Consider the following 25,156-nt stretch of genomic DNA (forward strand, 5'->3'; position numbering starts at 1 on the left):
CCCGATCCCCGAATTCATCCATCCAATACATCATTGACGCAGGCGCGGATCTGAACCGTCAGGATGAACATGGCTACACAGCCCTTCATTTAGCTATTGTTTATGGCCAAGAAGAGGCCATTGACCTGTTGCTGGACAATGGCGCGCGTACCGATCTCAGGAACAAGAACAACCGGGATGCATATGCAGAAATGAATTTCCGCAACAAGACTGCTCCTGACCCTATCTCGCCATTGGGGCACGTCATGGAGCGACTTAGACTGTTGCGGTAAATATAGATGCAAGCCATGCAGCTTGCGAATACCGGACCAGCTGCCGCATTGCAGCGTGGCGGGGTGACAAGTGTGTACACCCTGCTATAAGGCGCTCAAACTCCCCTTTGTTATTAGGATCGCATGATGACCATCCAGATTTTTGGACACAAATCCCCCGACACAGACTCCACCGGCTCCCCCATTGTTTGGGCCTGGTATCTGAACGAGATCAAAGGTGTTGCGGCTGAGGCCAAACTGTTGGGCGAGCCCAACACCGAAGCCCTGTTCATGCTGGATCGCTGGAACCTGGATAAGCCGGAAATCATTGCGGATGTAGCCGACGACCAGCCGGTGATCATCGTTGACACCAACAATCCGGCCGAGCTGCCCGCCAATATCAACGCTGCCGACGTTCAGGCCATCATCGACCACCACAAGCTGGTTGGTGGGTTAGAAACAAAAGGCCCTATCGACATCACCATCCGTCCGCTGGCCTGCACGGCCACCATCATGCTGGACCTGATTGGTGATGATGCGGCCAAGATGCCAAAAGAGATCATGGCCGCAGCCTTGACCTGTATCCTGTCCGACACGCTGGAATTCCGCTCGCCCACCACCACCGATCACGACCGCGCCACAGCCGAAACGCTGGCCGCTGATCTGGACCTCGACATCGCAGAATACGCCGCCGAGATGTTCGCTGCGAAATCCGACGTCTCGTCGTTTTCCGATGCGGAGCTGCTGCGCATGGACAGCAAGGAATATGCGGTCGATGGCACCAAGTTCCGCGTTTCCGTGTTGGAAACCACAGCGCCCGGCGTTGTACTGGACCGCAAGGACAGCCTGGTTGATAGCATGAAAACTGTCGCGTCCGAAGATGGCGTTGAGCAGGTTCTGCTGTTTGTCATCGACATCCTGAACGAAGAAGCCACCCTGCTGGTGCCCAACGATCTGGTTAAAACAGTCGCCGAGAAGAGCTTTGGCGCATCGGTCGAAGGCGACACAGTTGTTCTGCCCGGCGTAATGAGCCGCAAAAAGCAGATCATTCCTAATCTGAAGGTCTGAGACTTTTCACATTAATGAGAAAAGGCGCCCATTGGGCGCCTTTTTTAATGGCAGCACAGGCCAAATTTAACGCGCTTTTGCTAACCCCACATTCGCATTGATCTGTTCAACCGTTGCCAGAACGATGGCCAACCGCTTTTCATCAGGTGGGTGTGTTCCCCAGAACGACAGATTGCCAGATGTGGTTCTAACCTGTTCAGGCCGCGCAAAGAACTTGGCGCCTTTTACCGGATCATATCCGGCGGCATAGGCAATCCGCGTACCCAGAGTGTCGCTCTCCAGCTCATAGGTCTGCGAATAGGCCCGTGACCCTGCGGCTGCGCCAATCCCCATGCTAGCAGCAACAAGACCCGCGTCGTAGTTTCCGGCATCTGATGTTGCCGCCGCTGTAATTGCTCCAAGGATCAATGCACCAGCCAGCTGCTGTTGCTGTTGTTTCTCGACGTGGCGCCCAACCAGGTGACCATATTCATGGCTCAGGATAAAGGCCACTTCGTCGTCACTGGCTGAATCACGGAGCATCGGCATCGAGATCCGAATGATCGGGCTGTCGCCGTCATAGGTGAAGTAGGCGTTGCGCGAGGTCATCTTGCGATCAATTGCCAGATCGACATTACAGTCAAACCCACTGCGGTCAGCGGTCAGCGTCTGACAGTACTGCGTCCCGGCCCGGCCAACCCGCGCGGAAACCCGGCGAAACCGTTGTTCAGCCGCTGAAGATGACAGTTGAGGTCGCGGGCCTTCTGCGCGCGCTTCTGCGAACATTCGTTTGGCCGTCACGTTCTCTGCCGAGCCGGTTTGCGGCAACTGATAGGTGGTCCCACAGGCCGATAAGGCGGCGGCAAAAACCATCGAAATGTAAAACGTCTTCAACGAATTCTCCTATCGAAACTGATTGGCGTCGCAATTTACGCCCTAGGACAATCGTTAAGGGAATTATCCATTGCCATCAAGAAGTGGCAGGGCCTACGCTTGCTTGCAGATCCCGGTGTTTTGGGAACGTCTGTTTTGAAAGGTTACGTTATGAACAAGTTACTCTTGGGGTTCATTGCAGCATTTGCTGCCTCCCCAGTACAGGCTGCTGATACCTGTACCGTGTTGTGCCAAGCCGAGTTTTACCAAACTGCAACAGCCATAACTATTGCGCAGGTGATAGAAGATGGGGCCAGTGTCACCGGCAGAGACACCGCGGGGAAAACGCCGCTGCACTGGGTGAGCAAGGCCACACCAGCAACAATCAAAGTTCTTCTGGCTGCCGGAGCAGACGTAAATGCCAAGGACGACCTTGACCGCACGCCGCTTCATTTTGTGTCGGCAGCGGGCACACCAGAGATCGTAAACCTGTTGCTACAGGCCGGGGCAGACGTGAACGCGAAGACAGCAAACGATTGGACACCACTGCATGGTGTGGCCAAGTTTGGTGCCCCCGAAGTCATCAAAGTCCTGCTGGACGCAGGCGCAGATCCTTCGATCGAAAATGAAATGGGAGAAACCCCGTTTGATCTGGCTGCGACCAACGAACGCGTAAAGGCTTCACCCGAGTATCAAATCTTAAAGGCCGCTGTCGAAAAATAGCGCTCAAATCAAAAACCGCAGCCGTGGTTCCCAAAAGGCGCCTCAAAAGACGCCTTTTTGCTGCTCTTAGCTCATTGAGCTAAGACACCCTGCTCAGTACTCTTTCAGGCGAATTTGGCAAACGGTGCCGGCTCAACACCGTCTTGATCGCTGTTTCGATGCAGGTTTGACCACTTTGTTTCCAGCTGCCTGTCGATTTCATCTCCCGGCAAGGGTTTGGCATAATGATATCCCTGAGCTTGCTGACACTGGTACTCCATCGACATAAGGAACTGGTGGTCTTGCAGATTCTCAACACCCTCTGCGGTGACCGTCAATTCCAATTCATTGGCTAAAGCCAGAATACCAGCCACAATCTTTTGGTTTTCCGGGCAGCTATATATCCCAGTTACAAAACTTCGGTCGATTTTCAGACGGTCGAATGGCAACAGCCGCAGGTTCGAGAGTGATGAGAAGCCAGTCCCGAAATCATCCAGCGCAAGTGACACACCCAGCTCACGCAACTGTTCGATGGACCGCTTGGCCAGGTCAAAATCCAGAACAATCGCAGTTTCCGTGATTTCAATCTCCAGCCGCTGGGGATCAAATCCTGTCTCTCTCAGAATTTTTCGAACCATTACAACAAGATTTGGATCGCGGAACTGCACAGGAGAAAAATTTACCGCCAGTTTCAACGAAGGGTCCCATTCACCGGCGGACTTGCAAGCCTGCTCCAGCATGCTCCAACCTAGCTGAGATATCAGACCAATATCTTCGGCAATTTCGATAAATATCTCTGGCGAAATCATGCCTTTATCAGGATGTCGCCAACGGGCCAACGCCTCAAACCCGCAGAGCTTGCCAGTTGCCATGCAAAACACCGGCTGAAAGTAGGGAATGATTGCTTCATTGCGGACAGTCAGCCGTAGGTCCTGCTCTAGTTGTTGGCGTTCCTTAGCAGATTCATCCATTTCGACATTATACCAGGCAAACTGGCCGCGTCCCGCCTTCTTCGCGGTATAGAGGGCTTGATCCGCCAACTGCAGCGCAATTGAGACCCCCTGCCCCAGAACGATCCGGGAAACACCGATGCTTGCCCCAAGTGGGATTTTGGTGCCCTCGTTGTTAACGGGTTTGGCAATCGCCGTCAGCAACCGCCGCGCTATACGCTCTGCTCGCTCTACTGTTGATCCGGGAGCAAGCGTAATTGCAAACTCGTCCCCGCCCAGTCGGGCCGCAAAGTCCCCATCTCCCATGACATCAGTAATGCGCTTTGCGGTCTCGGTCAGGACGTAGTCGCCGCTTGCGTGGCCATGCAGGTCATTTACGGCTTTGAACCGGTCAAGATCCAACATCATGACCATGATGCTTTTTTCTGTCGTTGTCTCAGACAGCTTCAAGTTCTCGATGTGATCTGAAAAAGCGCGCCGGTTTGCAAGACCCGTCAGGGCATCATGTCGGGCAATTTTTTGAGCCGCTTTTTCAGCCTTGTCCCGCTCTTTCACTGCGCGGGACAACTGGCGCGATCTGACAATCAGAAACCAGATCAAACCCACCGTCAAATTCAGAACCAGGATCGCTAGCTCGTCCAGCTCCCAATCCTCATGGGCCCTGCTTGCCTCATAAAAGGCTTCCAGCAGCTCATACTCAGCACTAATAGAAAACGTCAGCAAAGTGGTGAGGGTGATGATTATCGCTGTCGTATGCGCTTTGAGGCCTTTCAGGAGCTTATACAAGCCACCCTCCATTCCAAATTACTTCATTCACTACCAATCGTAATTTGGTCTATCTAAAGAATTGTTTACCGAAAAATTTCAGTTTTCAATAAGACCTCATAGATCCAGCTAGATCTAAACACGTCATCTTGCCTCACGACGCATCACCCTCGCAGCGCAGCGGAGACTCTAACCGCTGAAAACAACAACTTACCAGGAAAACCAGCCCCTCTCGTATGCATGAATGAAAAACTTCACCCGAGCATCGCAACCCAATGCCTTCAGTTTCAATCTGCGGCATTATGCGGCAAGTCACTGAAGTCCATTTCGGAATAACTTAATTTGATACAGGATTAGTGTCAGGTTTCGCATCCTCTAACTGTAGGCGCACCCATAGGGCTAGCGCTAAAAGCTAAACGCCCCCCCATTTCGAATCGCTACACCTTCAAAACGACGTCAGCACACCGTGATCAAGCGATCATTTCCTTCGATGGCCTTTAGCGTTGGGTTGCGCCATACATGGGTCAGGACTAACCCAAGGACATCCCATGACGCAGATCATCTCCGCCCTAAACGACGTTTCTTCACGCTATCAGGCACTTTTTGTTGATCTCTGGGGATGTGTCCACAATGGCATCACCGCCTACCCCGAAGCAGTGGCCGCTCTGCAGGCTTACCGCGCAACAGGTGGTATCGTGGTTCTGGTGACCAACTCGCCCAAGCCCCGCGCTGGCGTGGCCGAACAACTGGGTCAGTTCAACGTCCCCGCTGACGCATATGACACTATTGCCACCTCTGGAGACTCGGCCCGGTCTGCGATGTTCCGCGGCGCAGTGGGAGACAAAGTCTATTTCATGGGCGAATGGCAACGTGATGCCGGCTTCTTTGAACCGCTGCACATACTTGAAAACCCCAGCAACATTCAGCGGGTGCCACTGGCCGAGGCCGAGGGCATTGTTTGCTGCGGCCCCAATGACCCTATGGCTGACCCTGACGTGAACCGGTCGGATTTTCTCTACGCCAAGCAAAAAGGTATGAAACTGCTCTGTGCCAACCCAGATATCGTGGTCGACCGCGGCGAGACCCGTGAATGGTGCGCGGGCGCTCTCGCACAGCTTTACACCGAAATGGGCGGCGAGAGCCTTTATTTTGGCAAGCCACATCCGCCGATCTATGATCTGGCCCGCCGCCGACTGGCTGAGCTTGGGCAGGACATCCCAGATGGCGATATTCTGGTCATTGGCGATGGGCCCCATACTGATATCGATGGCGGCATGGGAGAAGGAATTGATTCTCTGTTCATCTCGGGCGGTTTGGCAGCCAAAGAGACAAAGACCGAGACCCAGCCTGATGCCCAGGCGCTAGAGCTTTACCTGAAACAGGAACAATCCAACCCGACCTATACCATTGGGCGGCTCCGCTAGCTGAATTAGTCCTTGATTTTCTGCACCTGCAAAGTAATAAAGTTGCGGAGTGCGCAAGTTTGGCGCTTGATAATTTCACGAGCAAAATGTCGGAGGCGATATGTTGGACAACCAGCCACGCGGAACCATCTGCATCGAAGACATCGAAATGGGTATGACTCGGTCATTGCGTAAAGTTGTGACCGACGAGGACATCGAGATGTTTGCCCAGGTATCAACCGACCGCAATCCGGTGCATCTGGATGATGACTATGCGCGTGACACCATATTCCAGGGGCGCATTGCGCATGGGATGTTAACTGCCGGGCTGATCTCGGCAGTGATTGGTGAACAGCTGCCGGGCCATGGGACCGTTTATATGGGCCAAACGCTGAAGTTCCTGGCCCCGGTCCGCCCCGGTGACATGGTATTTGCAGAGGTCAAGGTAATCGACATTGATATGTCCAAGCGCCGTGTCAAACTCGACTGCCACTGCAGCGTGGATGGGAAGAAGGTTCTGGCTGGCGAAGCTATGGTTTTGGCCCCGTCACGCAAGTTTGACTGACCATCGCAGTGGTGCGTGCCAGCACGCACCCTACCCCCAACTCAAGATGTGGCATGAAATAGCCTAGTCTTGGGGTGTTCCGGCGAAGATGGAGCTCCAACCCTCAAATCCGGTTGTCTATGGATTTTCAACCTTTAGAGTTCTCTGTGTCCGGCGGGCTGCCCTCCGGTGTTGTTCATAGTGAATTTGAGGACTTAAAATGTTGAACCGGAAATCTGTTTTTGCAGGCGCAGCTCTGACTGCCCTAACCGCAACAGCCACCATCGCAGAGGATGCACCGTTTTTGAAATACGGCGATGTTGAAGGCTGGGGTATCTACATTGATACAGCGAAAAAATCCTGCCTGATCGAAAAGACCGATACTTTGGGCAATGTTGTACAGATGGGGCTGACCGAAGATCGTGCGGTTGGCTATGTCGGCGTGTTCACCACTGCAGAAACAGATATCAAAAAGGGGGATACCCAGGCTGTTTTGATCTCAATGGATGGCAATCTCTATGCCGGTGAAGCAACAGGTATGCGCGGCAATATCACCAAGGGATATACAGGGGGATATGTTCTGTCTGAAGATCCGCAGTTTGTGGATGATCTGGCGCGCAAGCATGTTATGGAAGTCTTCCCTGAGAAATCCTATGGGTTTTCAGTCAATCTGGCAGGAACATACAAAGCGATTGAACTGGCCCGCACCTGCAATTCAGAACAGCTTGGCTGATCCCGCACGTAAATCTGACGGTCGCCTCGGATCGCTCCCGAGGCGGCGAATGTGATGAACCGGGTGCACACTCCGTTCATCACCTTAAACAGGCGGCTTGAACCGGCTGGCCGGTACAGGTACGGATGCCTTCATGCGCATCATCCGAGATCATCAGTTTATAGAACCCCAAAGCCGCGGCGCCAGCGTTGCGATTGGCAATTTTGACGGCGTCCATCTGGGCCACCAATCGGTGATTGATCTGGCGCGGCGTGCTGCTCCGGATGCGCCACTTGGCGTCATGTCGTTTGAACCACACCCGCGTGAATACTTTGCCCCGGATGCACCGCCCTTTAGGTTGATGTCGCCAGAGGCCCGCGCCTCACGGTTGGAAAAGATGGGTGTTGAGCATCTGTACCAGCTGAACTTTAACGCCACCCTGTCTGGCCTGTCGCCCGAAGAATTTGCCCGTGATGTTATTGCTGAGGGTTTGGGGCTGGCACATGTGGTTGTCGGCGCTGATTTCTGCTTTGGCAAAGGCCGCGCCGGCACTCCCACTGACCTGCAACGCTATGGCCAGCAATATGGGTTTGGCGTCACCATAGCGCCACTGATGGAATATTCCGAACACACGGTCTCTTCGACCGCTATCCGCCAGGCACTGAGCGATGCACGCCCGCGTGATGCGGCCGCGATGCTGGGCCATTGGCACCGCATCGAAGGCCCAGTGATTGGCGGTGAACAGCGCGGGCGTGAACTGGGCTTCCCAACCGCGAATATGTCGATTGATGGGCTGCACCTCCCCGCGTTTGGTGTCTATGCCGTCTTGGTGGATGTGCTGGATGGACCACATACTGGCAGTTACCATGGTGCGGCCTCGATGGGGGTGCGCCCGATGTTTGATGGGGATCACCCCAATCTTGAAACCTTCATCTTTGACTTTTCTGGCGATCTGTATGGGGCAACCCTTTCGGTTGGTCTGGTCGACTATCTACGCCCCGAGTTGAAATTTGACGGTTTGGACGCGTTGATCGAACACATGAATGCAGACTGCACACAGGCACGCGAGATACTGGCAAAGACATGACCGACCTCATCGATCGATCCGGGCTGGCCAAACGGTTTTGGGAAAAAAAGCCCCTGACCAAGTTGAACCAAAAAGAATGGGAGGCCCTGTGCGACGGCTGCGGCAAATGTTGCCTGAACAAACTGGAAGATGAGGACTCTGGTGAAGTGGCCCTGACCCGTGTGGCCTGTCGATTGCTGGACGATGCGACCTGCCTTTGTGCGCAATATGATATCCGACACAACTTTGTTCCGGAATGTATCGTGTTAAAGCCAAGCAATCTGGACACTCACGCCTATTGGATGCCGCAGACCTGTGCTTACCGGCTGCTGTGGGAAGGCAAACCCCTGCCCGACTGGCATCCGCTGCTGACCGGTGATCCTGACAGCGTCCATGACGCTGGTGTTTCGATCAAAGGCTGGACAGTATCCGAGTTTGAAACCCCCGAAGAAGACTGGGAAGACCACATAATCGAGGAACCTATTTAATGCATTTTGCCTCTGACAACTCTGGGCCTGTTCACCCGCAAATTCTGCAAGCCCTGACCGAAGCAAACTCAGGATATGCTATGGGTTATGGCGCAGACGCGCAGATGGAAACCCTGCGTCAGACCCTACGCGAGCTATTTGAGGCCCCCGACGCGGCTGTCTATCTGGTTGCCACTGGCACAGCTGCCAATTCACTGGCACTCGCAACTCTAAGCCAGCCCTATCAAACTGTGTTTTGCTCGTCGGTTGCGCATATCCACGAAGACGAGTGCAATGCACCTGAGTTTTTCTCAGGCGGGGCCAAGCTGACGCTGGTTCCAGGTGATGACAAGATGACGCCGCAGGCTCTGCGCAACAGCATTGAGAGCGAAGAAACCCGTGGAGTTCACGGGCCCCAGCGGGGGCCGGTCGCGATCAGTCAAGTGACCGAACGCGGGTCAGTCTATTCGCAGGATGAGCTACAGGCACTGTGTGCTGTAGCTGCTGAATTTGACTTATCAGTCCATCTGGATGGAGCGCGTTTTGCCAATGCGATGGTTTCCCTTGGATGCACCCCGGCTGAAATGAGCTGGAAAGCTGGAGTAGACGCAGTCAGCTTTGGCGGCACCAAGAATGGTTGTATGGGCGTTGAAGCCGTTATCTTCTTTGACCCGAAACACGCCTGGGAATTTGAACTACGCCGTAAGCGCGGCGCACATCTGTTTTCCAAAAACCGCTATCTGGCAGCGCAGATGTTGGGCTATCTGAAAGACGGATTGTGGTTGGACAATGCGCGGAACGCTAACGCCAATTGTGACTATCTGGCCGAAGGATTGCGCAAAGCCGGTGCAGAATTCCTGCACAGCCCCGATGCCAACATGATCTTTGCCTCCCTGCCGAGGGCAACCCACCAAAAAGCCTTTGCGGCCGGTGCCAGTTACCACCTGTGGGATGGGGGCTTGGAAGGCCCTGAAGATGAACTCGTAGGCGCAAGGTTTGTATGTGACTGGTCAATTGGCCAGGATCAGATTGATCAATTTCTGGCGCTGCTTTAGTCAAGCCGGGGCGAATGGGGGCTTTGCCCCCAAACCCCCAGGATATTTCTAGCTAGATGAAGATGGATCCGGGCATGTCTTCCACAGCTCTCTCAGTTTATCTGCAACGTCTGTCGAATGGGAGATCGGTACCATATGGCCCGCGCCCTCGATCACTGACGACATTGTATTTGGAAGACGTTTGCACAGACCCTTATTGACCGACGTGATGATCTGTTTGGTTTCACTGCCTCGCAGCAGCAGCGTCGGCATGGTCAGGCCTTTTAATCCCCCAGGCGCCAGTAAACCCAACGGATCGGTCAGGATTGCCTGATCGCAAGCTGGAACAATTTGAATTGCCCGGGTCATAGCTGCACGGGTTGGTTCTGGCAGATCCGGCCAGCGCGGTGCACCTGAGCTCCACATCCGATTAAACAGGCGCGCGGCCAGCGCAGCATCACCTGCTTCAAGTGCGTCTAAGAAAGGTCTGTTCTCAACCTCGAGGTCTTGCAGAGCATTCGGGTCCTCAGCCATGGCTGCTGCAAAGAACACAGGTTCAATCAGGGTCAGGCTCCGCACCAGATTTGGGCGTTGTACGGCCATCCGAAGAGCAACTGTTGCACCGAACGAATGGCCTATCAGATCCACGGGTTTTTCCAGCAGGGTCAGGCCAGCCTGAACGTTTCGGTCCTGAAAATCGCCCAGCCCGTCCCAATCCGGGCTGCGACCATGGGTTAGCATGTCAAAGGCGGTCAGAGTGACATCCCCCTCCAAAGCTGCCTCCAGCCCGCGCCAAGTGCCTGAATGCGCCAGTGAACAGTGCACGGCCAGCAACTGACGTGCGCCCGTGCCAAAACTGCGCGAAAATACCGGCTGTGGCAAATCCGCCATTAAGCGATGTCCTCCAGATGCTGATCCAGGTCATCCAACCGGTCCTGGCCCCAAAATCTGGCCCCGTCCGAGGTGATGTAAAACGGCGCGCCAAAGACGCCCTCACTGACGGCGTCCTCTAAGTTTTGCGCATAGGTCTCGGCGCCGGTCAGCAATCCGCTATCCGCCAGCGCTGGGTCGAAACCGGCGCTTTGCAGACAATCGCGAATCACATCATCCCCGGCGATGTTTCGCTCTTCGGCCCAGACCGCGCGGGTAAACGCGTGATGCAGTTTGCCCAGATCGCCACTACCCGCATTTTGGGCTGCAATAAAGGCATAAGACGATGGCGCTGGGTTGGTTGGCCAATAGGCAGGTTTCAGGTTTAGCGGCAGGTCGAGCTTTTTGGCCTGACGTTCCATTTCAATCAGGCGGTATTCCTGTCGTGACGGATGCCTGTCTTTGGGCGGCTGACCTCCTGTACGGCCAAACAGGCCCGCAATATCCAGTGGTTTGTAGTCAATACTCGCGCCATGTTTGTCGGCGATCTCCTCCAACCGTGTGCCCGCCAGATAGGTATAGGGCGACAGCGTGGAAAAGTAGAAACGGATCTGGGTCATTTTGGCACTCTCCTGCCTAAGAACTTTGCCCGACGCTACGCCCATGCTAAGCGGTGTTCAACATCACGAATCTGTCACACTGCTCAGCTGCCTGGGGATATTCAGCTTATGCCGACACTCAACGAACCCAAACTCATTTCTGGGAATGCTAACCCACCTCTTGCCGAGGCAATCAGCCGTCGGATGAGCCTGCATCGCGGCGTCGACCAAGGGCTTGTCGATGCCCGCGTCGAACGCTTCAATGACGGTGAAATCTTTGTCGAGGTCTATGAAAACGTCCGCGGCGAGGACATGTTCATTATTCAGCCGACATCAAACCCGGCCAACGACAACCTGATGGAATTGCTGATCATCTCAGACGCGCTGCGCCGGTCATCAGCCCAGCGGATCACTGCGGTGATCCCCTACTTTGGCTATGCCCGTCAGGACCGCCGCACGAAGGCGCGGACGCCGATTACCTCCAAGCTGGTGGCCAATATGTTGGTCGAAGCTGGCATTGAACGGGTCCTGACCATGGATCTGCACGCAGCACAGATTCAGGGCTTTTTCGACATTCCAGTTGATAACCTCTACGCCAGCCCGATTTTTGCGCTGGACGTCAAAAACCAGTTCAAAGACCGTATGGATGAATTAATGGTGGTGTCGCCAGATGTGGGCGGTGTTGCCCGGGCGCGCGAACTGGCCAAACGGATCAGCGCACCGTTGTCGATTGTTGACAAACGCCGCGGTAAGCCGGGTGAAGTTGCGGAAATGACCGTGATCGGGGATGTTAAAGACAAGATTTGCCTGATCATCGATGACATGTGCGACACAGCTGGCACCCTGTGCAAGGCGGCCCAAGTGCTGCTGGACGAAGGTGCCAAAGAGGTGCATGCCTATATCACCCACGGTGTGATGAGCGGCCCAGCTGTTGAACGTGTGTCCAACTCGGTGATGAAATCTCTCGTTTTGACGGATTCGATCCAGCCAACCGAGGCAGTTCTGAACACGCCCAACATCCGTGTTCTGCCCACCGCGCCGCTGTTTACCCAAGCGATCCTGAACATCTGGCACGGCACCTCTGTATCGTCACTGTTTGACGACAAGACGCTGATCCCGATCTACGAGTCATTGTACTCCAACAACATTTGATTGCGGCTCACAGCCCAGTCAAAGACCCGTGCAGGACACTGCGCGGGTTTTTTATTGGCTCAGACCAACGTCCACAGGTCCAGCACGCTCGTGGTATCAAGGTGCTACTCTTTGAAATTGGGTCGCCCTGTCAGTCGTCGTCAGTCGTAAGTTCGGTCAAGGTTTGGATGAGATCAAAACGGCTAACAGGCTTAATCAAATGCACATCGCCACTCTCAATTCCCTTGCTATGCGTTGCAACATCAGTGGGATGGCCAGATATAAAGACAACAGGAAGTTCGGGACATACCTGACGACAGAGTGCAGCAAGTTCCGGCCCCTGGACAGAGCCAGGCATGATAACGTCTGTCAATAAGATGTCTGGGCACAGACCCGCCTGGATCTGTTGCAGTGCCTCGTTACCATCAGCACAGGCTACAACACGATAGTTCGCTTTCTGCAATTGTCGTACAATTATGTTGCGAACTTTACTTTCATCCTCGGCACAAAGGACAAGCTTTTCCAGCGGCGCCTTGGCACAGTTCTGCGTTTCAATTTTTTGTGTTTCCAGCTCAGATAACTCCGCCGGAAAATACAATTCCATCGACGTTCCTGCACCTTTTTCACTGTAGGCTCTTATCGTCCCATTTGACTGACGCATGAATCCGAAAACCATAGAAAGCCCCAGCCCCGAGCCCTTCCCCACAGGTTTGGTCGTAAAAAACGGATCGAAGATTCGACTGATTGTATCTGGGTCCATTCCCTCGCCAGAATCGGAGATGACCAGCATCACATAGCGGCCGGGATCAATGCTTTCACCGGAAGTCTGGATATAGTCACTGTCGATCTGCACATTGCTCGTCGTGATTAAGATACGCCCCTCTTCGATTAAGGCGTCCCGGGCATTATTCACAATATTCAAGAGTGCTGTTTCCAACTGAGCGGTATCTATCTTGGCTTTCCACAAGTCGGGCGCGGTTACTGTGTCGAACTCTATATTTGGTGGTAATAGTCTGCGGATCATTCTGGCAAATCCAATGACCACTTCGTTCAAATCAATGACACTTGGTGTCAGGTGGGCCTTTCGACCATAACTCAACAATTGCTGCGTAAGCTTTCCCCCCTGCAATGTCGCGGTCATCGCATCTTCGATGTATTCTAGCCGTTCCTTTGCATCAGGATCATCTTGAAGAAATTCCAAGTTCCCCAAGACAACTGCCAAAAGATTATTGAAATCATGAGCGACGCCACCAACAAGAGCGCCAATGGCTTCCATACGTTGTTTTTGCTGTAATTGTGCAGCGGCGCGTTTTGCCTCTGAGTTGTCAAAGATAATGGCCAGGGACCGAATATGATCACCATTTCCATCATATTCTGAAATTGCAGAAAGCAGGACAGGTAGCAGCGTTCCATCTTTACACACAAAGTCATACTCAACGTTGTAAATTTTCCCTGCTTCAACGACCTTTGGCTGCCCCACTTTTATTGCATACTCGCGGGACTTCTCGCTCAGGAAATCGAAACTCTTTTTTCCTTCCATTTCTTCAACCGTGTAGCCAAGCTTGTCTGCCCAGAACTGACTGACACGAACGAGGGTTCCAGATCTATCAATTGCATGCATCAAAACTGGTGCCGCTTTGAACAGAGGGTCCAAAGGGTCATCCGTCTCTAATGATTGCCAGAATCGCAAAATATTGTCGGTCATAGGAGCACCCTTCAAAAGCGGCGTCGCCTTCAATGCGCCTTGCCTCAGAGTGCCTCTTAGGAGAATGAGTTCTTTCGCCATCCTTCCTTTATTCAACGTTGCATAGCTGATTACAGCTGTCTACTGATCCTCATCTCCACCGTGATCTCAAGCAACTAAAGGAACCGTGTGCCGCCTTTTGCGGCAGCAGAATTTTGTAAAATCAGCTACCGATCCGGCTATGTTCAGGTGGAAAGTGCAGTGTTGCCCTCTGAAGCGAAAGGCATCAGCGGAACGAGTTCCTACTGCACGTCCCAGTCATCCGCAAACGGCAGATCACCGATCGCCGTCCAAGAGGCCCGCAGCCGCGCGATGCGGCTGTCGGCCCAGGTGCGGAACACAATCTCAAACCCCTTGGCGGTCACATTCTCAGCCACCAGCTCGGCACGGATAGAGGCTGAGGTGTCCATGTCCCAGAGCGAGATCGCCAGCTGCACAGCAGGAGGAGAGGCAAATGCCTCGTCAAAACGTATCTTTTTGCGGCGCTCGCGCGGGCCGGATCCGGTCCACATTGCCCCGCCGTTTTCAAAATCGGCAAAAACGGTCACATCGCCCTGATGAATCCCGGTTCGTGGATTTCTTAGTCTTTTCATATGCAGCCCGGTCTAGTGTCCCTGTATCCAATCTTATGTGAAAAATTAGGCAAGACTAGGACCAAAAACAAGAAAACCGGCCCTCAGGGGCCGGTTTTAATGTCTTACTTTCAAACATCATCCCTTACAGGTTGATGTGCTCGCCCAGTGCTTCCATGTCCGCCAACAACTTGGTGGCGTCGTCAACCAGGGTGTGATGCTCTTCCTTAGTCTCGTGCGCTGCTGCCTGGGCTGCGCGTGCAGCTTCGATCAGCTCGTCCAGATGATCACGGGTCATTTCGGTTACCGGAATGGCTTTCTCAGCCAGAACCGACAGACCTTCAGAACCGATTTCAGCAAAACCGCCCGACACAACATATTCCGAGTTTCCTGCGGGGCTTTCGACCCGAAGAAGACCTGGACGCAGTGTGGTGATGGTTGGCGCATGCATCGGCATAGCCGTCATGTCACCATCCGCACCCGGAATTTGAACCGCGGTCACCTGAAGCGAAGCAAGGCTTCGCTCCGGGCTCACGAGGTCGAATTGCATGGTATCAGCCATTACGACCCTCCTTAGGCCGCGTCAGCAGCCATTTTCTCGGCTTTTGCGATCACTTCGTCGATGCCGCCAACCATGTAGAAGGCGCCTTCGGGCAGGTGATCGTATTCGCCAGCCACAACAGCTTTGAACGACGCGATAGTGTCTTCCAGCGGAACCTGCTTACCGTCAGCGCCGGTAAAGATTTTCGCAACGTCAAACGGCTGCGACAGGAAGCGCTCGATCTTACGTGCACGGGCAACGGCCAGTTTGTCTTCTTCTGACAGTTCGTCCATGCCCAAAATCGCGATGATGTCCTGAAGCGATTTGTAACGCTGCAGAATCTGCTGAACGTCAGTCGCTACAGTGTAGTGCTCGTCACCGATAACCAGTGGATCCAGCAGACGCGAAGTCGAACCCAGCGGGTCAACAGCAGGGTAGATACCCTTTTCCGAAATCGCACGATCCAGAACGGTTGTCGCGTCCAGGTGAGCAAACGAAGTCGCAGGTGCAGGGTCAGTCAAGTCATCCGCAGGTACATACACGGCCTGAACCGAAGTAATCGAACCGGATTTGGTTGACGAGATACGTTCCTGCATCGCACCCATGTCGGTTGCCAGTGTTGGCTGGTAGCCCACAGCGGATGGAATACGACCCAGCAGCGCCGAAACTTCGGAACCAGCCTGAGTAAAGCGGAAGATGTTGTCCACGAAGAACAGAACGTCCGAACCGGATTCGTCGCGGAACTGTTCCGCCAGGGTCAGACCCGACAGAGCAACACGCATACGCGCACCTGGAGGCTCGTTCATCTGACCGTAAACCAGAGCAATCTTGGATTTCTCCAGATCGTCAGGAACGATAACGCCAGATTCGATCATCTCGTGGTACAGGTCGTTACCTTCACGAGTACGCTCACCAACACCCGCGAACACGGACACACCAGAGTGCACCTTCGCAATGTTGTTGATCAGTTCCATGATCAAAACGGTTTTACCAACACCGGCACCACCGAACAGACCAATTTTACCACCTTTGGTGTAAGGCGCCAGCAGGTCGATGACCTTAATACCGGTGGTCAGGATCTCAGTCGCAGTCGACTGCTCGGAGAACGCCGGAGCGTCGCCGTGGATCGCACGGGTTTCAGTCGCAGCGACGTCGCCCTTTTCGTCAACGGCTTCGCCGATAACGTTCATGATGCGGCCCAGGGTCGCCTTACCAACTGGTACCGAGATAGGAGCGCCAGTGTCTGTTACGCCCGCGCCACGGACCAGACCTTCGGTCGCGTCCATCGCAATAGTACGTACAGTGTTTTCGCCCAGGTGCTGAGCAACTTCCAGCACCAGGTTTTTGCCATTGTTGTCTGTGTTCAGCGCGTTCAGGATTTCCGGCAGGTCATCCTCGAACTGTACGTCAACAACGGCGCCAATGACCTGAGTCACTTTGCCTTTTGCATTAGCCATGTTTCGTCTCCGGTTGTCTCTTAGAGCGCCTCAGCGCCCGAAATAATTTCAATCAGCTCGTTGGTGATCACAGCCTGACGCGAGCGGTTGAACTCGATTGTCAGCTTGTCGATCATGTCACCCGCGTTACGGGTGGCGTTGTCCATCGCGCTCATCCGGGCACCTTGTTCAGATGCACCATTTTCCAGCAGGGCAGCAAAGATCTGAGTGGCCACACCACGCGGCAGCAGATCAGCCAGAATGGCCTCTTCGCTGGGCTCGTAGTCGTAGACAGCGCCATCGCTCTCACCTTCGGTCGCCTCGAAAGACGCCGGGATGATTTGCTGTGCGGTCGGGATCTGGCTCACAACGTTGACAAACTGCGAATAGAACAGCGTTGCAACGTCGAAGTCACCCGCGTCAAAGCGGCCCAAAACATCCTGAGCGATGTCCTGTGCGTTGACATAGCCAACACGCTTGACTTCGCTCAGATCGACGTGACCGACATAACAGTCGCCCAAATCGCGCTTCAGGCTGTCACGGCCCTTTTTACCGACGGTCAAGATCTTGACCGTCTTGCCCGCAGTTTTCAGCTCTTCAGCTTTTTGCCGCGCCAGTTTGGCGATGCTGGAGTTGAAGCCACCACACAGGCCCCGCTCAGAGGTCATCACGACCAAGAGATGGGTCTGGTCACTGCCAGTGCCACGCAGCAGCAGCGGCGCAGAGTCGCTGCCACCAACAGAAGCAGCCAGCCCGGCCATCACGGCGTTGAACCGTTTGGTGTAAGGGCGTGACTCTTCAGCAGCTTCCTGGGCGCGGCGCAATTTTGCGGCCGCGACCATCTGCATGGCTTTGGTGATCTTGCGGGTCGACTTGACCGACTCGATCCGATTTTTAAGGTCTTTAAGATTTGGCATTGCCGCGTCCCCCCTTAAGCGAAATCAGCGGCGAATTCGTCCAGCGCAGCTTTGATCTTATCGGCGGCATCACCTTTGATCTTGGGATCTTCATTGGTGATGAAGTCCAGCAAATCCTGATGCTTGCCACGCAGGTGCGCCAGAAGACCAGCTTCGTAGCGACCAACTGCGTTCACGTCGATCTTGTCCAGGTATCCAGTGGTACCTGCAAAGATAACGCAGACGATTTCAGCATTGGTCAGTGGCGAGTACTGAGGCTGTTTCATCAGCTCGGTCAGACGGGCACCACGGTTCAGCAGCTGCTGAGTGGCGGCATCCAGGTCGGAACCGAACTGCGCAAAGGCAGCCATTTCACGATACTGAGCCAGTTCCAGTTTAACCGGACCAGCAACCGACTTCATCGAGTTTGTCTGAGCGGACGAACCAACACGAGACACCGACAGACCGGTGTTCACAGCAGGACGGATACCCTGGTAGAACAGTTCGGTTTCCAGGAAGATCTGACCGTCAGTGATCGAAATCACGTTGGTTGGAATAAACGCCGAAACGTCGCCACCCTGGGTTTCAATGATTGGCAGAGCTGTCAGCGAGCCGTTGCCATTGTCGTCGCCCAATTTGGCCGAACGCTCCAGCAGGCGCGAGTGAAGATAGAAAACGTCACCTGGGTAAGCTTCACGTCCTGGTGGACGACGCAGCAGCAGGGACATCTGACGGTAGGACACAGCCTGCTTGGACAGATCATCATAGATGATCAGAGCATGGCGGCCGTTGTCGCGGAAGAATTCAGCCATGGCTGTCGCGGCATATGGTGCCAGGAACTGCATAGGAGCCGGGTCGGACGCTGTCGCGGCCACAACGATGGAATATTCCATCGCACCGGTTTCTTCCAGCTTCTTAACCAGCTGAGCAACAGTCGAACGCTTCTGGCCGATCGCTACGTATACGCAGTACAGCTTTTTGCCTTCGTCGTCGCCAGCGGCTTCGTTGTAGGATTTCTGGTTCAGGATCGCGTCCAGAGCAACGGCAGTTTTACCGGTCTGACGGTCACCAATGATCAGCTCTCGCTGGCCACGACCAATTGGGATCATCGCATCAACGGATTTCAGACCAGTCGCCATCGGCTCGTGAACCGATTTACGTGGAATGATGCCCGGAGCTTTAACGTCGGCGATGCCGCGTTCAGTGCTCTCGATTGGGCCCTTGCCGTCCAGCGGGTTACCCAGACCGTCAACAACGCGACCCAGCAGACCGTTACCGATTGGAACGTCCACGATCGAGTTGGTGCGCTTAACAGTGTCGCCTTCTTTGATGTCACGGTCGGACCCAAAGATAACGATACCAACGTTGTCGCTTTCCAAGTTCAGCGCCATACCCATGATGCCGCCGGGGAATTCGACCATTTCACCAGCCTGAACATTGTCCAGACCGTAAACGCGGGCGATACCATCACCAACGCTCAGCACACGACCAATTTCAGCAACTTCGGCTTCTTGACCGAAGTTTTTGATTTGATCCTTCAGGATTGCAGAAATCTCTGCAGCTTGGATACCCATTTATCCGACCTCTTTCATTACATTCTGGAGGGAGTCGAGCTTGGAGCGGATCGAGCTATCGATCATCTTCGAGCCCACTTTGACGACGAGACCGCCGATGATTTTCTCATCGACGGTTGCATTAATAGTAACTTTTTTGCCTACACGAGCAGTCAGCGTTTTCGCCAGCTTTTCGCTTTGGGTCTTGGTCAAAGCCTTGGCCGAGGTCACATCTGCTGTGACTTCACCACGGGCCTCTGCCAATTGGCTACGCAGCGCGGCAATCAGCGCTGGAAGAACAAAGAGACGGCGGTTTCCAGCCATCAGCGCCAGCGCGTTGCTCATCATGGAGTCGAGCCCCATCTTAGCAGCAATCGCAGAGATCGCGGCACCCTGCTCGTCGCGCGAAACCAGCGGCGAATTGATCAGGTTGCGCAGATCAGCACTGTCAGCCATTGCGGCTTCCAAATCATTGATACTGGTTTCAAGACCACTCAGGGCCTTGTTCTCTTCTGCAATCTCAAAGATCGCAGTGGCATAGCGCGCGGCAATGCCTGCGGAAATCGAAGCTGGTTCGGACACGTCCACCCTTCCGATACTGGCCCCGGTTTGCTGACCTTGCGGCGGCGTCCGGGGGCGTGAGTCAGCCCTCCCATCACGGAAGGACGATAAAATCAGCGTGGATGTAACAGAGCCATAGCCACCAAGCAACAATAGATAGCGGCGGCCCGAAAAGTGCTTAATGCTGTCTTTTCAACACCTTAGTCAAAGTGCGACCCTTTGAACCGCCCTTATGGTTAGAAAAAGATAACGGATTTGCAAGTTTTTCCGATTCCTGAGGCTTAAAAATCTGAACTTTACTGTGGATAACTTTGAGTTTTGACGCATTTTTCGACCCCACATGCGCTTTCATTGCCAAATTGGCCTTGAGGGGGAATCAATGCGCCTTAGGGCTAAACTATGCTGGCTCTGGCATCGGGTTCGATAGTCCTTCCAGCACCCGTATGCGACTGCGAGCCTTTACTTTGGTCGCCAGCCCGCGTGGTTGGTGGACTTGCTTGCTGACCTCGACAAGAAACACCCCCCCCGCCAGCATTGCAGGCAGGTGACGCCCCGCTTTTTCGAACATTGGGCCCGATTTCAACCAGAACCGCCGCATTGACGGCAGCTGATACAGTGCCGCGGCGTGGCGTTCGGTTGTAAACTGATATGTCCTGAGCTGACTTTCCAGCTGACCAAGCGTATAGGGACGGCCGTAGCCAAACGGTGTCTTATCTGACCGCGACCACAACCCAGCCCGGTTTGGTACAATAAAGATGGCCCGACCTCCTGGGCCCAGGACCCGCCAGCATTCCTCAAGAAGCTTACCCGGATGGTCCGAGGTCTCCAGCCCATGCATCACCACCAACCGGTCAACACGTCCTGTATCAATAGGCCAGTTGGTCTCCTCGCACAGGACCGACACATTGGGCATCCCGGCCGGCCACTGCATAACGCCTTGCGGTCCGGGCATCAGCGCAATCACCCGGCGCGCTTCGGATAGATAGGGGCGCATCAACGGCGCCGCAAAACCAAATCCCGCCATGGTTTGGCCTGCAGCTTCCGGCCACATTTGCAGCAGTCGGGCGCGGATAGAAGCCTGCGCCGCACGCCCCAGAGTGCTGCGGTAATAGAAGTTTCTCAAATCCTGCACATCAAGATGCATTGCGGGCGCCTGCTGGTTCAGTCAATCTGGTACACAGTTTAACCATGCGAAGGCGAATGACCATGCCTCTTGAGATCATCACCATCCCCTGCTTGTCAGATAACTATGCCTTTTTGTTACATGCACCGGGCAGCGGCCTGACCGCACTGGTAGACGCCCCCGAAGCGGCGCCCATAGAGGCGGAGCTCAATAAGCGTGGTTGGGGACTCGATTTTGTCTTTTTGACTCATCATCACTGGGATCACATCGATGCCCTGGAGGAGTTGCAACGGACATTTAAACCAACAGTGGTTGGTGCCCAGGCAGACGTTCATCGGCTGCCTCCTTTAGACCTGGCGGTGAAAGAAGGCACCGTGTTCTCGCTGTCGCGTGAAGATGTACATGTTATCGAAGTTCCAGGTCATACCGTTGGCCACATTGCGTTTTATTTGCCCGAGTCAAAAGCGCTGTTCACCGCCGACAGCCTGATGGCCCTGGGCTGTGGCCGACTCTTTGAAGGAACAGCTGCACAAATGTGGAATAGTCTGAATAAGTTAGCAGCCCTGCCCGCTGACACTATGGTTTATTCCGGCCATGAATACACCCAATCCAACGGTGCATTTGCGTTAACCATCGAGCCCGACAACTCGGCGTTGCAAGCACGAGTCAGAGAAATCGCAAAAACACGTGCAGCCGGCGAATCTACTGTTCCATCGCTATTATCTTTGGAACTGGACACGAACCCGTTCCTACGCGCAGGATTGGACGAGTTGAAGCGGACTATGGGCATGGAACATATTGATTCTGAACTAGTATTCAAAGAAATCCGCGAACGAAAGGATCAATTTTGAGATCTGGTTTCGTGGTGGAACAAAACACGCTCACGACGAATGTGACGATTATTTGCAAGAAAAGCCTTGAAGCTGCAGCGCTATCAACCAAAATCTAACACTATGAGGACATGGTTGGACCACGGGAAAATTGGTAAACGCCAGATCCCCCACCGACCCAAGACAGAGGAGCACGCCCGTGCCTTCATTCTCGAGCACACTAGAGACAGCCATCCATGCCGCGCTCGCGCTGGCAAATGAACGGCGCCACGAATTTGCCACCCTGGAGCATCTGCTTCTGGCCCTACTTGACGAGCCGGACGCTGCGCGCGTCATGCAAGCCTGCAGCGTCGACCTGGGCGAGATACGCAAAACGCTGGTAGAATTTATTGACGAAGACTTGGCCAACCTGGTCACCGACGTCGATGGTTCAGAAGCCGTTCCCACCGCAGCCTTCCAACGCGTGATACAGCGTGCTGCCATACATGTACAAAGCTCTGGCCGCACTGAAGTGACCGGCGCCAACGTATTGGTCGCAATCTTTGCTGAACGCGAAAGTGATGCCGCCTATTTTCTGCAAGATCAGGACATGACCCGCTATGACGCGGTCAACTATATCGCCCATGGTGTGGCCAAAGATCCCGCCTTTGGCGATCAGCGCCCTGTAACCGGCGCCCATGATCCAGAGGAAGATGTGCAGACCATCACCGAAGAGGAAAAGAAAGAAAGCGCTCTCGACAAGTACTGCGTTGATCTGAACGTCAAATCTCGCGAAGGTGACATTGACCCGCTGATCGGCCGTGACCACGAGGTCGAGCGCTGCATTCAGGTTCTGTGCCGCCGCCGCAAAAACAACCCACTGCTGGTTGGCGATCCCGGTGTTGGCAAAACCGCCATCGCCGAAGGTCTGGCCCGCAAAATCGTAGCTGGCGAAACCCCAGAGGTTCTTTCCAAGACCACGATTTTCTCGCTCGACATGGGCGCGTTGCTGGCTGGCACCCGTTACCGCGGTGATTTCGAAGAACGTCTTAAGGCTGTTGTGACCGAGCTGGAAGACCATCCAGACAGCGTGCTGTTCATTGATGAGATCCACACAGTTATCGGTGCCGGTGCGACATCTGGCGGGGCAATGGATGCGTCAAACTTGCTAAAACCTGCATTGCAGGGCGGCAAGCTGCGGACAATGGGCTCGACCACATATAAAGAGTTCCGTCAGCACTTTGAAAAAGATCGTGCCCTGGCCCGCCGGTTCCAGAAAATCGACGTGAACGAACCCTCGGTTGAGGATTCGGTTAAGATCCTGCGCGGATTGAAGCCTTACTTCGAAGAGCATCACGGGTCAAAATACACGGCAGATGCTATCAAATCTGCGGTTGAGCTGGCGTCACGTTACATCAACGATCGCAAGTTACCTGATAGTGCCATCGACGTGATCGACGAGGCCGGTGCTGCACAGCATCTGATCATCGAAAGCAAGCGCCGCAAAACCATTGGCGTCAAAGAGATCGAGGCCGTGGTGGCTAAAATCGCCCGGATTCCGCCAAAATCAGTCTCCAAGGACGATGCTGCAGTTCTGAAAGATCTGGAAAAGTCGCTCAAACGAGTGGTCTTTGGTCAGGACGACGCCATTGGTGCACTCTCCAGTGCCATCAAACTGGCCCGCGCCGGACTGCGTGAACCAGAAAAACCAATTGGCAACTATCTGTTTGCTGGCCCAACTGGCGTCGGCAAAACCGAAGTGGCAAAACAGCTATCGGATATGCTGGGTGTGGAGCTGCTGCGCTTTGACATGTCTGAGTACATGGAGAAACACGCGGTTTCCCGTCTGATTGGTGCGCCTCCGGGTTATGTCGGCTTTGATCAAGGTGGCTTGCTGACCGATGGCGTTGACCAGCATCCGCACTGCGTATTGCTGCTGGACGAGATCGAAAAGGCACACCCGGATGTGTTCAACATCCTGTTGCAGGTGATGGATCACGGCGAGCTGACAGATCACAACGGCCGTACGGTGAACTTCCGCAATGTGGTGCTGATCATGACCTCGAATGCTGGAGCGTCTGAACAAGCCAAGGCTGCAATCGGATTTGGCCGTGATCGTCGGACCGGAGAAGACACTGCCGCAATTGAACGCACCTTTACGCCGGAATTCCGCAACCGTCTGGACGCGGTGATCTCCTTTGCGCCTCTGCCCAAAGAAGTCATCATGCAGGTTGTCGAGAAGTTCGTTTTGCAGCTTGAAGCGCAGCTGCTGGATCGCAACGTCTCGATTGAGCTGACACGCCCCGCGGCAGAATGGATTGCCAACAAGGGCTATGATGACAAAATGGGGGCACGACCACTGGGTCGAGTTATCCAAGAATACATCAAGAAGCCGCTGGCCGAAGAACTGCTGTTTGGCAAGCTTGCCAAAGGTGGGTTGGTCAAAGTTGGCATCAAGGATGGCGCACTGGATCTGCGGATCGAAGGCCCAGCCAAACCGCGGATTTCAGGCGACAAGCCTCCGTTGCTAACCGCTGACTGATGCGCTTCGGCGCTGTCTATGGACTAATAATTGCGCTCGCCACCCCCGCGGTGGCGAGCGATTTTTCATTGCAACTCCCTATTGATTGCACTTTGGGCCAAACCTGTTTCATTCAAAACCAAGTTGACCGGGACCCTGGACCGGGCGTGCTGGACTACCAGTGCGGCGGCCTGAGCTACAACGGTCACAAAGGAACCGATTTCCGCCTTCCCACTCTGGCGGACATGCACAAAGGCGTTGATATTCTCGCGGCAGCAAGCGGCGTTGTGCGGGGGATGCGCGATGGTGTAGCGGATGTGGGGCCAAACAAGGACACACAGGGCAAAGAATGTGGCAACGGGGTCGTCTTGCTGCACCCAGATGGTTGGGAAACCCAGTATTGTCACATGAAAAACGGGTCGCTTCAGGTGCAGCCCGGCCAAAAAATCACGGCTGGCACTGTGCTGGGCCAGGTCGGTCTCAGCGGAAAAAGTGATTTTCCGCATCTCCATCTAAGTATCCGCCACAATGGAGAGGTTATCGATCCCTTTGACCTGTCTGCTTTCGCGACCTGCGGCAAAGCAGGCGAAACCATATGGCAGAACGCACCCGGCTACGTCGCAGGCGGGTTATTGGATGGAGGCTTCAGCCCCGCAGTCCCAGAATACGCCGCGATCAAATCCGGTACTGCCGATCAAAGCCCCCTCCCCGTCAACGCCCCTGCACTGGTGTTCTGGGCTTTTGCCTACGGAGGCCAGAATGGCGACGTTCTGGAGTTAACCGTTGATGGGCCCGAGGGACGATTGGTGGATCATCGCGTAACACTGGCCAAGGATCAGGCACAGTTTTATCGTGCCGCTGGCAAGCGGTTAAAGACGCAAACCTGGCCGCGTGGTGATTACATTGGCACCGCTGCCTTGATCAGAAACGGCACCAAAATCGACCAAATGACCCAGCTGATGAAAATGCGCTAAACCCTGCAACTC

General features: G+C 54.4%; 25 protein-coding genes. 13 read left to right on the top strand and 12 right to left on the bottom strand.

Going from position 1 to position 25,156, the window contains the following annotated elements; genetic code table 11:
• Positions 1 to 20 precede the first annotated feature (20 nt).
• Positions 21 to 272, top strand: a complete 252-nt coding sequence (locus GO984_RS24005) for an ankyrin repeat domain-containing protein (RefSeq protein ID WP_425339659.1) — start codon at positions 21 to 23, stop codon at positions 270 to 272.
• Positions 273 to 398: 126 nt separating this feature from the next.
• Positions 399 to 1,319 (top strand): manganese-dependent inorganic pyrophosphatase, encoded by a 921-nt coding sequence (locus tag GO984_RS17145; protein ID WP_157023835.1) that lies wholly within the window; start codon positions 399 to 401, stop codon positions 1,317 to 1,319.
• 66 nt (positions 1,320 to 1,385) lie between these two features.
• Here the strand turns inward: GO984_RS17145 and GO984_RS17150 are convergent, their stop codons facing one another.
• Positions 1,386 to 2,192, bottom strand: a complete 807-nt coding sequence (locus tag GO984_RS17150) for a M48 family metalloprotease (RefSeq protein WP_245231157.1) — start codon at positions 2,190 to 2,192, stop codon at positions 1,386 to 1,388.
• A 150-nt stretch (positions 2,193 to 2,342) separates the two neighbouring features.
• On the opposite strand from GO984_RS17150, the gene GO984_RS17155 reads away from it, so the two are divergent.
• A complete protein-coding gene (locus GO984_RS17155; protein WP_157023836.1) occupies positions 2,343 to 2,894 on the top strand; it encodes an ankyrin repeat domain-containing protein in 552 nt (183 codons plus the stop codon).
• Positions 2,895 to 2,998: 104 nt separating this feature from the next.
• Here the strand turns inward: GO984_RS17155 and GO984_RS17160 are convergent, their stop codons facing one another.
• The gene (locus GO984_RS17160) at positions 2,999 to 4,609 is read right to left on the bottom strand and encodes a putative bifunctional diguanylate cyclase/phosphodiesterase (RefSeq protein WP_167740392.1); all 1,611 of its coding nucleotides are present in this window, start codon (positions 4,607 to 4,609) and stop codon (positions 2,999 to 3,001) included.
• Between the two features lie 527 nt (positions 4,610 to 5,136).
• Here GO984_RS17160 and GO984_RS17165 point away from each other — a divergent pair.
• From GO984_RS17165 to GO984_RS17190, 6 genes are all read left to right on the top strand, one after another.
• Positions 5,137 to 6,012, top strand: a complete 876-nt coding sequence (locus GO984_RS17165) for a TIGR01459 family HAD-type hydrolase (protein WP_157023838.1) — start codon at positions 5,137 to 5,139, stop codon at positions 6,010 to 6,012.
• A 100-nt stretch (positions 6,013 to 6,112) separates the two neighbouring features.
• Positions 6,113 to 6,556, top strand: a complete 444-nt coding sequence (locus GO984_RS17170) for a MaoC family dehydratase (RefSeq protein ID WP_157023839.1) — start codon at positions 6,113 to 6,115, stop codon at positions 6,554 to 6,556.
• Between the two features lie 199 nt (positions 6,557 to 6,755).
• On the top strand, positions 6,756 to 7,268 hold the full coding sequence (locus tag GO984_RS17175) for a hypothetical protein (RefSeq protein WP_157023840.1): 513 nt from the start codon (positions 6,756 to 6,758) through the stop codon (positions 7,266 to 7,268).
• 133 nt (positions 7,269 to 7,401) lie between these two features.
• Positions 7,402 to 8,334 carry a bifunctional riboflavin kinase/FAD synthetase gene (locus GO984_RS17180; protein ID WP_157023841.1) on the top strand — a complete coding sequence of 311 codons (933 nt, stop codon included), beginning with the start codon at positions 7,402 to 7,404 and terminating at the stop codon, positions 8,332 to 8,334.
• A complete protein-coding gene (locus GO984_RS17185) occupies positions 8,331 to 8,801 on the top strand; it encodes a YcgN family cysteine cluster protein (RefSeq protein ID WP_157023842.1) in 471 nt (156 codons plus the stop codon). Before GO984_RS17180 ends, GO984_RS17185 begins: the two co-directional genes overlap by 4 nt.
• Positions 8,801 to 9,835, top strand: a complete 1,035-nt coding sequence (locus tag GO984_RS17190) for a threonine aldolase family protein (protein WP_157023843.1) — start codon at positions 8,801 to 8,803, stop codon at positions 9,833 to 9,835. Before GO984_RS17185 ends, GO984_RS17190 begins: the two co-directional genes overlap by 1 nt.
• Before the next feature lie 48 nt (positions 9,836 to 9,883).
• Here GO984_RS17190 and GO984_RS17195 read toward each other — a convergent pair whose 3' ends face one another.
• Positions 9,884 to 10,705, bottom strand: coding sequence for an alpha/beta fold hydrolase (locus GO984_RS17195; RefSeq protein ID WP_157023844.1), 822 nt, complete (start codon positions 10,703 to 10,705; stop codon positions 9,884 to 9,886).
• A complete protein-coding gene (locus GO984_RS17200; RefSeq protein WP_157023845.1) occupies positions 10,705 to 11,304 on the bottom strand; it encodes a 2-hydroxychromene-2-carboxylate isomerase in 600 nt (199 codons plus the stop codon). The genes GO984_RS17195 and GO984_RS17200 overlap by 1 nt, the downstream gene beginning before the upstream one ends.
• Before the next feature lie 108 nt (positions 11,305 to 11,412).
• On the opposite strand from GO984_RS17200, the gene GO984_RS17205 reads away from it, so the two are divergent.
• Positions 11,413 to 12,435: a ribose-phosphate pyrophosphokinase gene (locus tag GO984_RS17205; RefSeq protein WP_138164653.1), complete on the top strand. Its 1,023-nt coding sequence runs from the start codon at positions 11,413 to 11,415 to the stop codon at positions 12,433 to 12,435.
• Positions 12,436 to 12,565: 130 nt separating this feature from the next.
• Here the strand turns inward: GO984_RS17205 and GO984_RS17210 are convergent, their stop codons facing one another.
• The 8 genes from GO984_RS17210 to GO984_RS17245 all read right to left on the bottom strand — a co-directional run bounded on the left by GO984_RS17210 (position 12,566) and on the right by GO984_RS17245 (position 20,861).
• A complete protein-coding gene (locus tag GO984_RS17210) occupies positions 12,566 to 14,119 on the bottom strand; it encodes an ATP-binding protein (RefSeq protein WP_167740393.1) in 1,554 nt (517 codons plus the stop codon).
• Between the two features lie 281 nt (positions 14,120 to 14,400).
• Positions 14,401 to 14,751: an H-type lectin domain-containing protein gene (locus tag GO984_RS17215; RefSeq protein ID WP_157023847.1), complete on the bottom strand. Its 351-nt coding sequence runs from the start codon at positions 14,749 to 14,751 to the stop codon at positions 14,401 to 14,403.
• 124 nt (positions 14,752 to 14,875) lie between these two features.
• On the bottom strand, positions 14,876 to 15,292 hold the full coding sequence (locus GO984_RS17220) for a F0F1 ATP synthase subunit epsilon (protein WP_157023848.1): 417 nt from the start codon (positions 15,290 to 15,292) through the stop codon (positions 14,876 to 14,878).
• 11 nt (positions 15,293 to 15,303) lie between these two features.
• Complete coding sequence (atpD, locus tag GO984_RS17225) at positions 15,304 to 16,728, bottom strand: F0F1 ATP synthase subunit beta (protein ID WP_157023849.1); 1,425 nt, start codon at positions 16,726 to 16,728, stop codon at positions 15,304 to 15,306.
• 20 nt (positions 16,729 to 16,748) lie between these two features.
• On the bottom strand, positions 16,749 to 17,624 hold the full coding sequence (locus GO984_RS17230) for a F0F1 ATP synthase subunit gamma (protein WP_157023850.1): 876 nt from the start codon (positions 17,622 to 17,624) through the stop codon (positions 16,749 to 16,751).
• 14 nt (positions 17,625 to 17,638) lie between these two features.
• Complete coding sequence (gene atpA, locus GO984_RS17235) at positions 17,639 to 19,177, bottom strand: F0F1 ATP synthase subunit alpha (RefSeq protein WP_157023851.1); 1,539 nt, start codon at positions 19,175 to 19,177, stop codon at positions 17,639 to 17,641.
• Positions 19,178 to 19,738 (bottom strand): F0F1 ATP synthase subunit delta, encoded by a 561-nt coding sequence (locus tag GO984_RS17240; RefSeq protein ID WP_167740394.1) that lies wholly within the window; start codon positions 19,736 to 19,738, stop codon positions 19,178 to 19,180. It abuts the gene before it with no gap.
• A 376-nt stretch (positions 19,739 to 20,114) separates the two neighbouring features.
• Positions 20,115 to 20,861 carry a class I SAM-dependent methyltransferase gene (locus GO984_RS17245; protein ID WP_157023852.1) on the bottom strand — a complete coding sequence of 249 codons (747 nt, stop codon included), beginning with the start codon at positions 20,859 to 20,861 and terminating at the stop codon, positions 20,115 to 20,117.
• Between the two features lie 56 nt (positions 20,862 to 20,917).
• On the opposite strand from GO984_RS17245, the gene gloB reads away from it, so the two are divergent.
• From gloB to GO984_RS17260, 3 genes are all read left to right on the top strand, one after another.
• Positions 20,918 to 21,691, top strand: coding sequence for a hydroxyacylglutathione hydrolase (gene gloB, locus GO984_RS17250; protein WP_157023853.1), 774 nt, complete (start codon positions 20,918 to 20,920; stop codon positions 21,689 to 21,691).
• 178 nt (positions 21,692 to 21,869) lie between these two features.
• The gene (gene clpA / locus GO984_RS17255; protein WP_167740395.1) at positions 21,870 to 24,191 is read left to right on the top strand and encodes an ATP-dependent Clp protease ATP-binding subunit ClpA; all 2,322 of its coding nucleotides are present in this window, start codon (positions 21,870 to 21,872) and stop codon (positions 24,189 to 24,191) included.
• A 146-nt stretch (positions 24,192 to 24,337) separates the two neighbouring features.
• Positions 24,338 to 25,144: a M23 family metallopeptidase gene (locus tag GO984_RS17260; RefSeq protein ID WP_342448104.1), complete on the top strand. Its 807-nt coding sequence runs from the start codon at positions 24,338 to 24,340 to the stop codon at positions 25,142 to 25,144.
• Positions 25,145 to 25,156: the final 12 nt, after the last annotated feature.

The sequence above is a fragment of the Parasedimentitalea huanghaiensis genome (genome assembly GCF_009753675.1).
Lineage (GTDB): Bacteria > Pseudomonadota > Alphaproteobacteria > Rhodobacterales > Rhodobacteraceae > Parasedimentitalea > Parasedimentitalea huanghaiensis.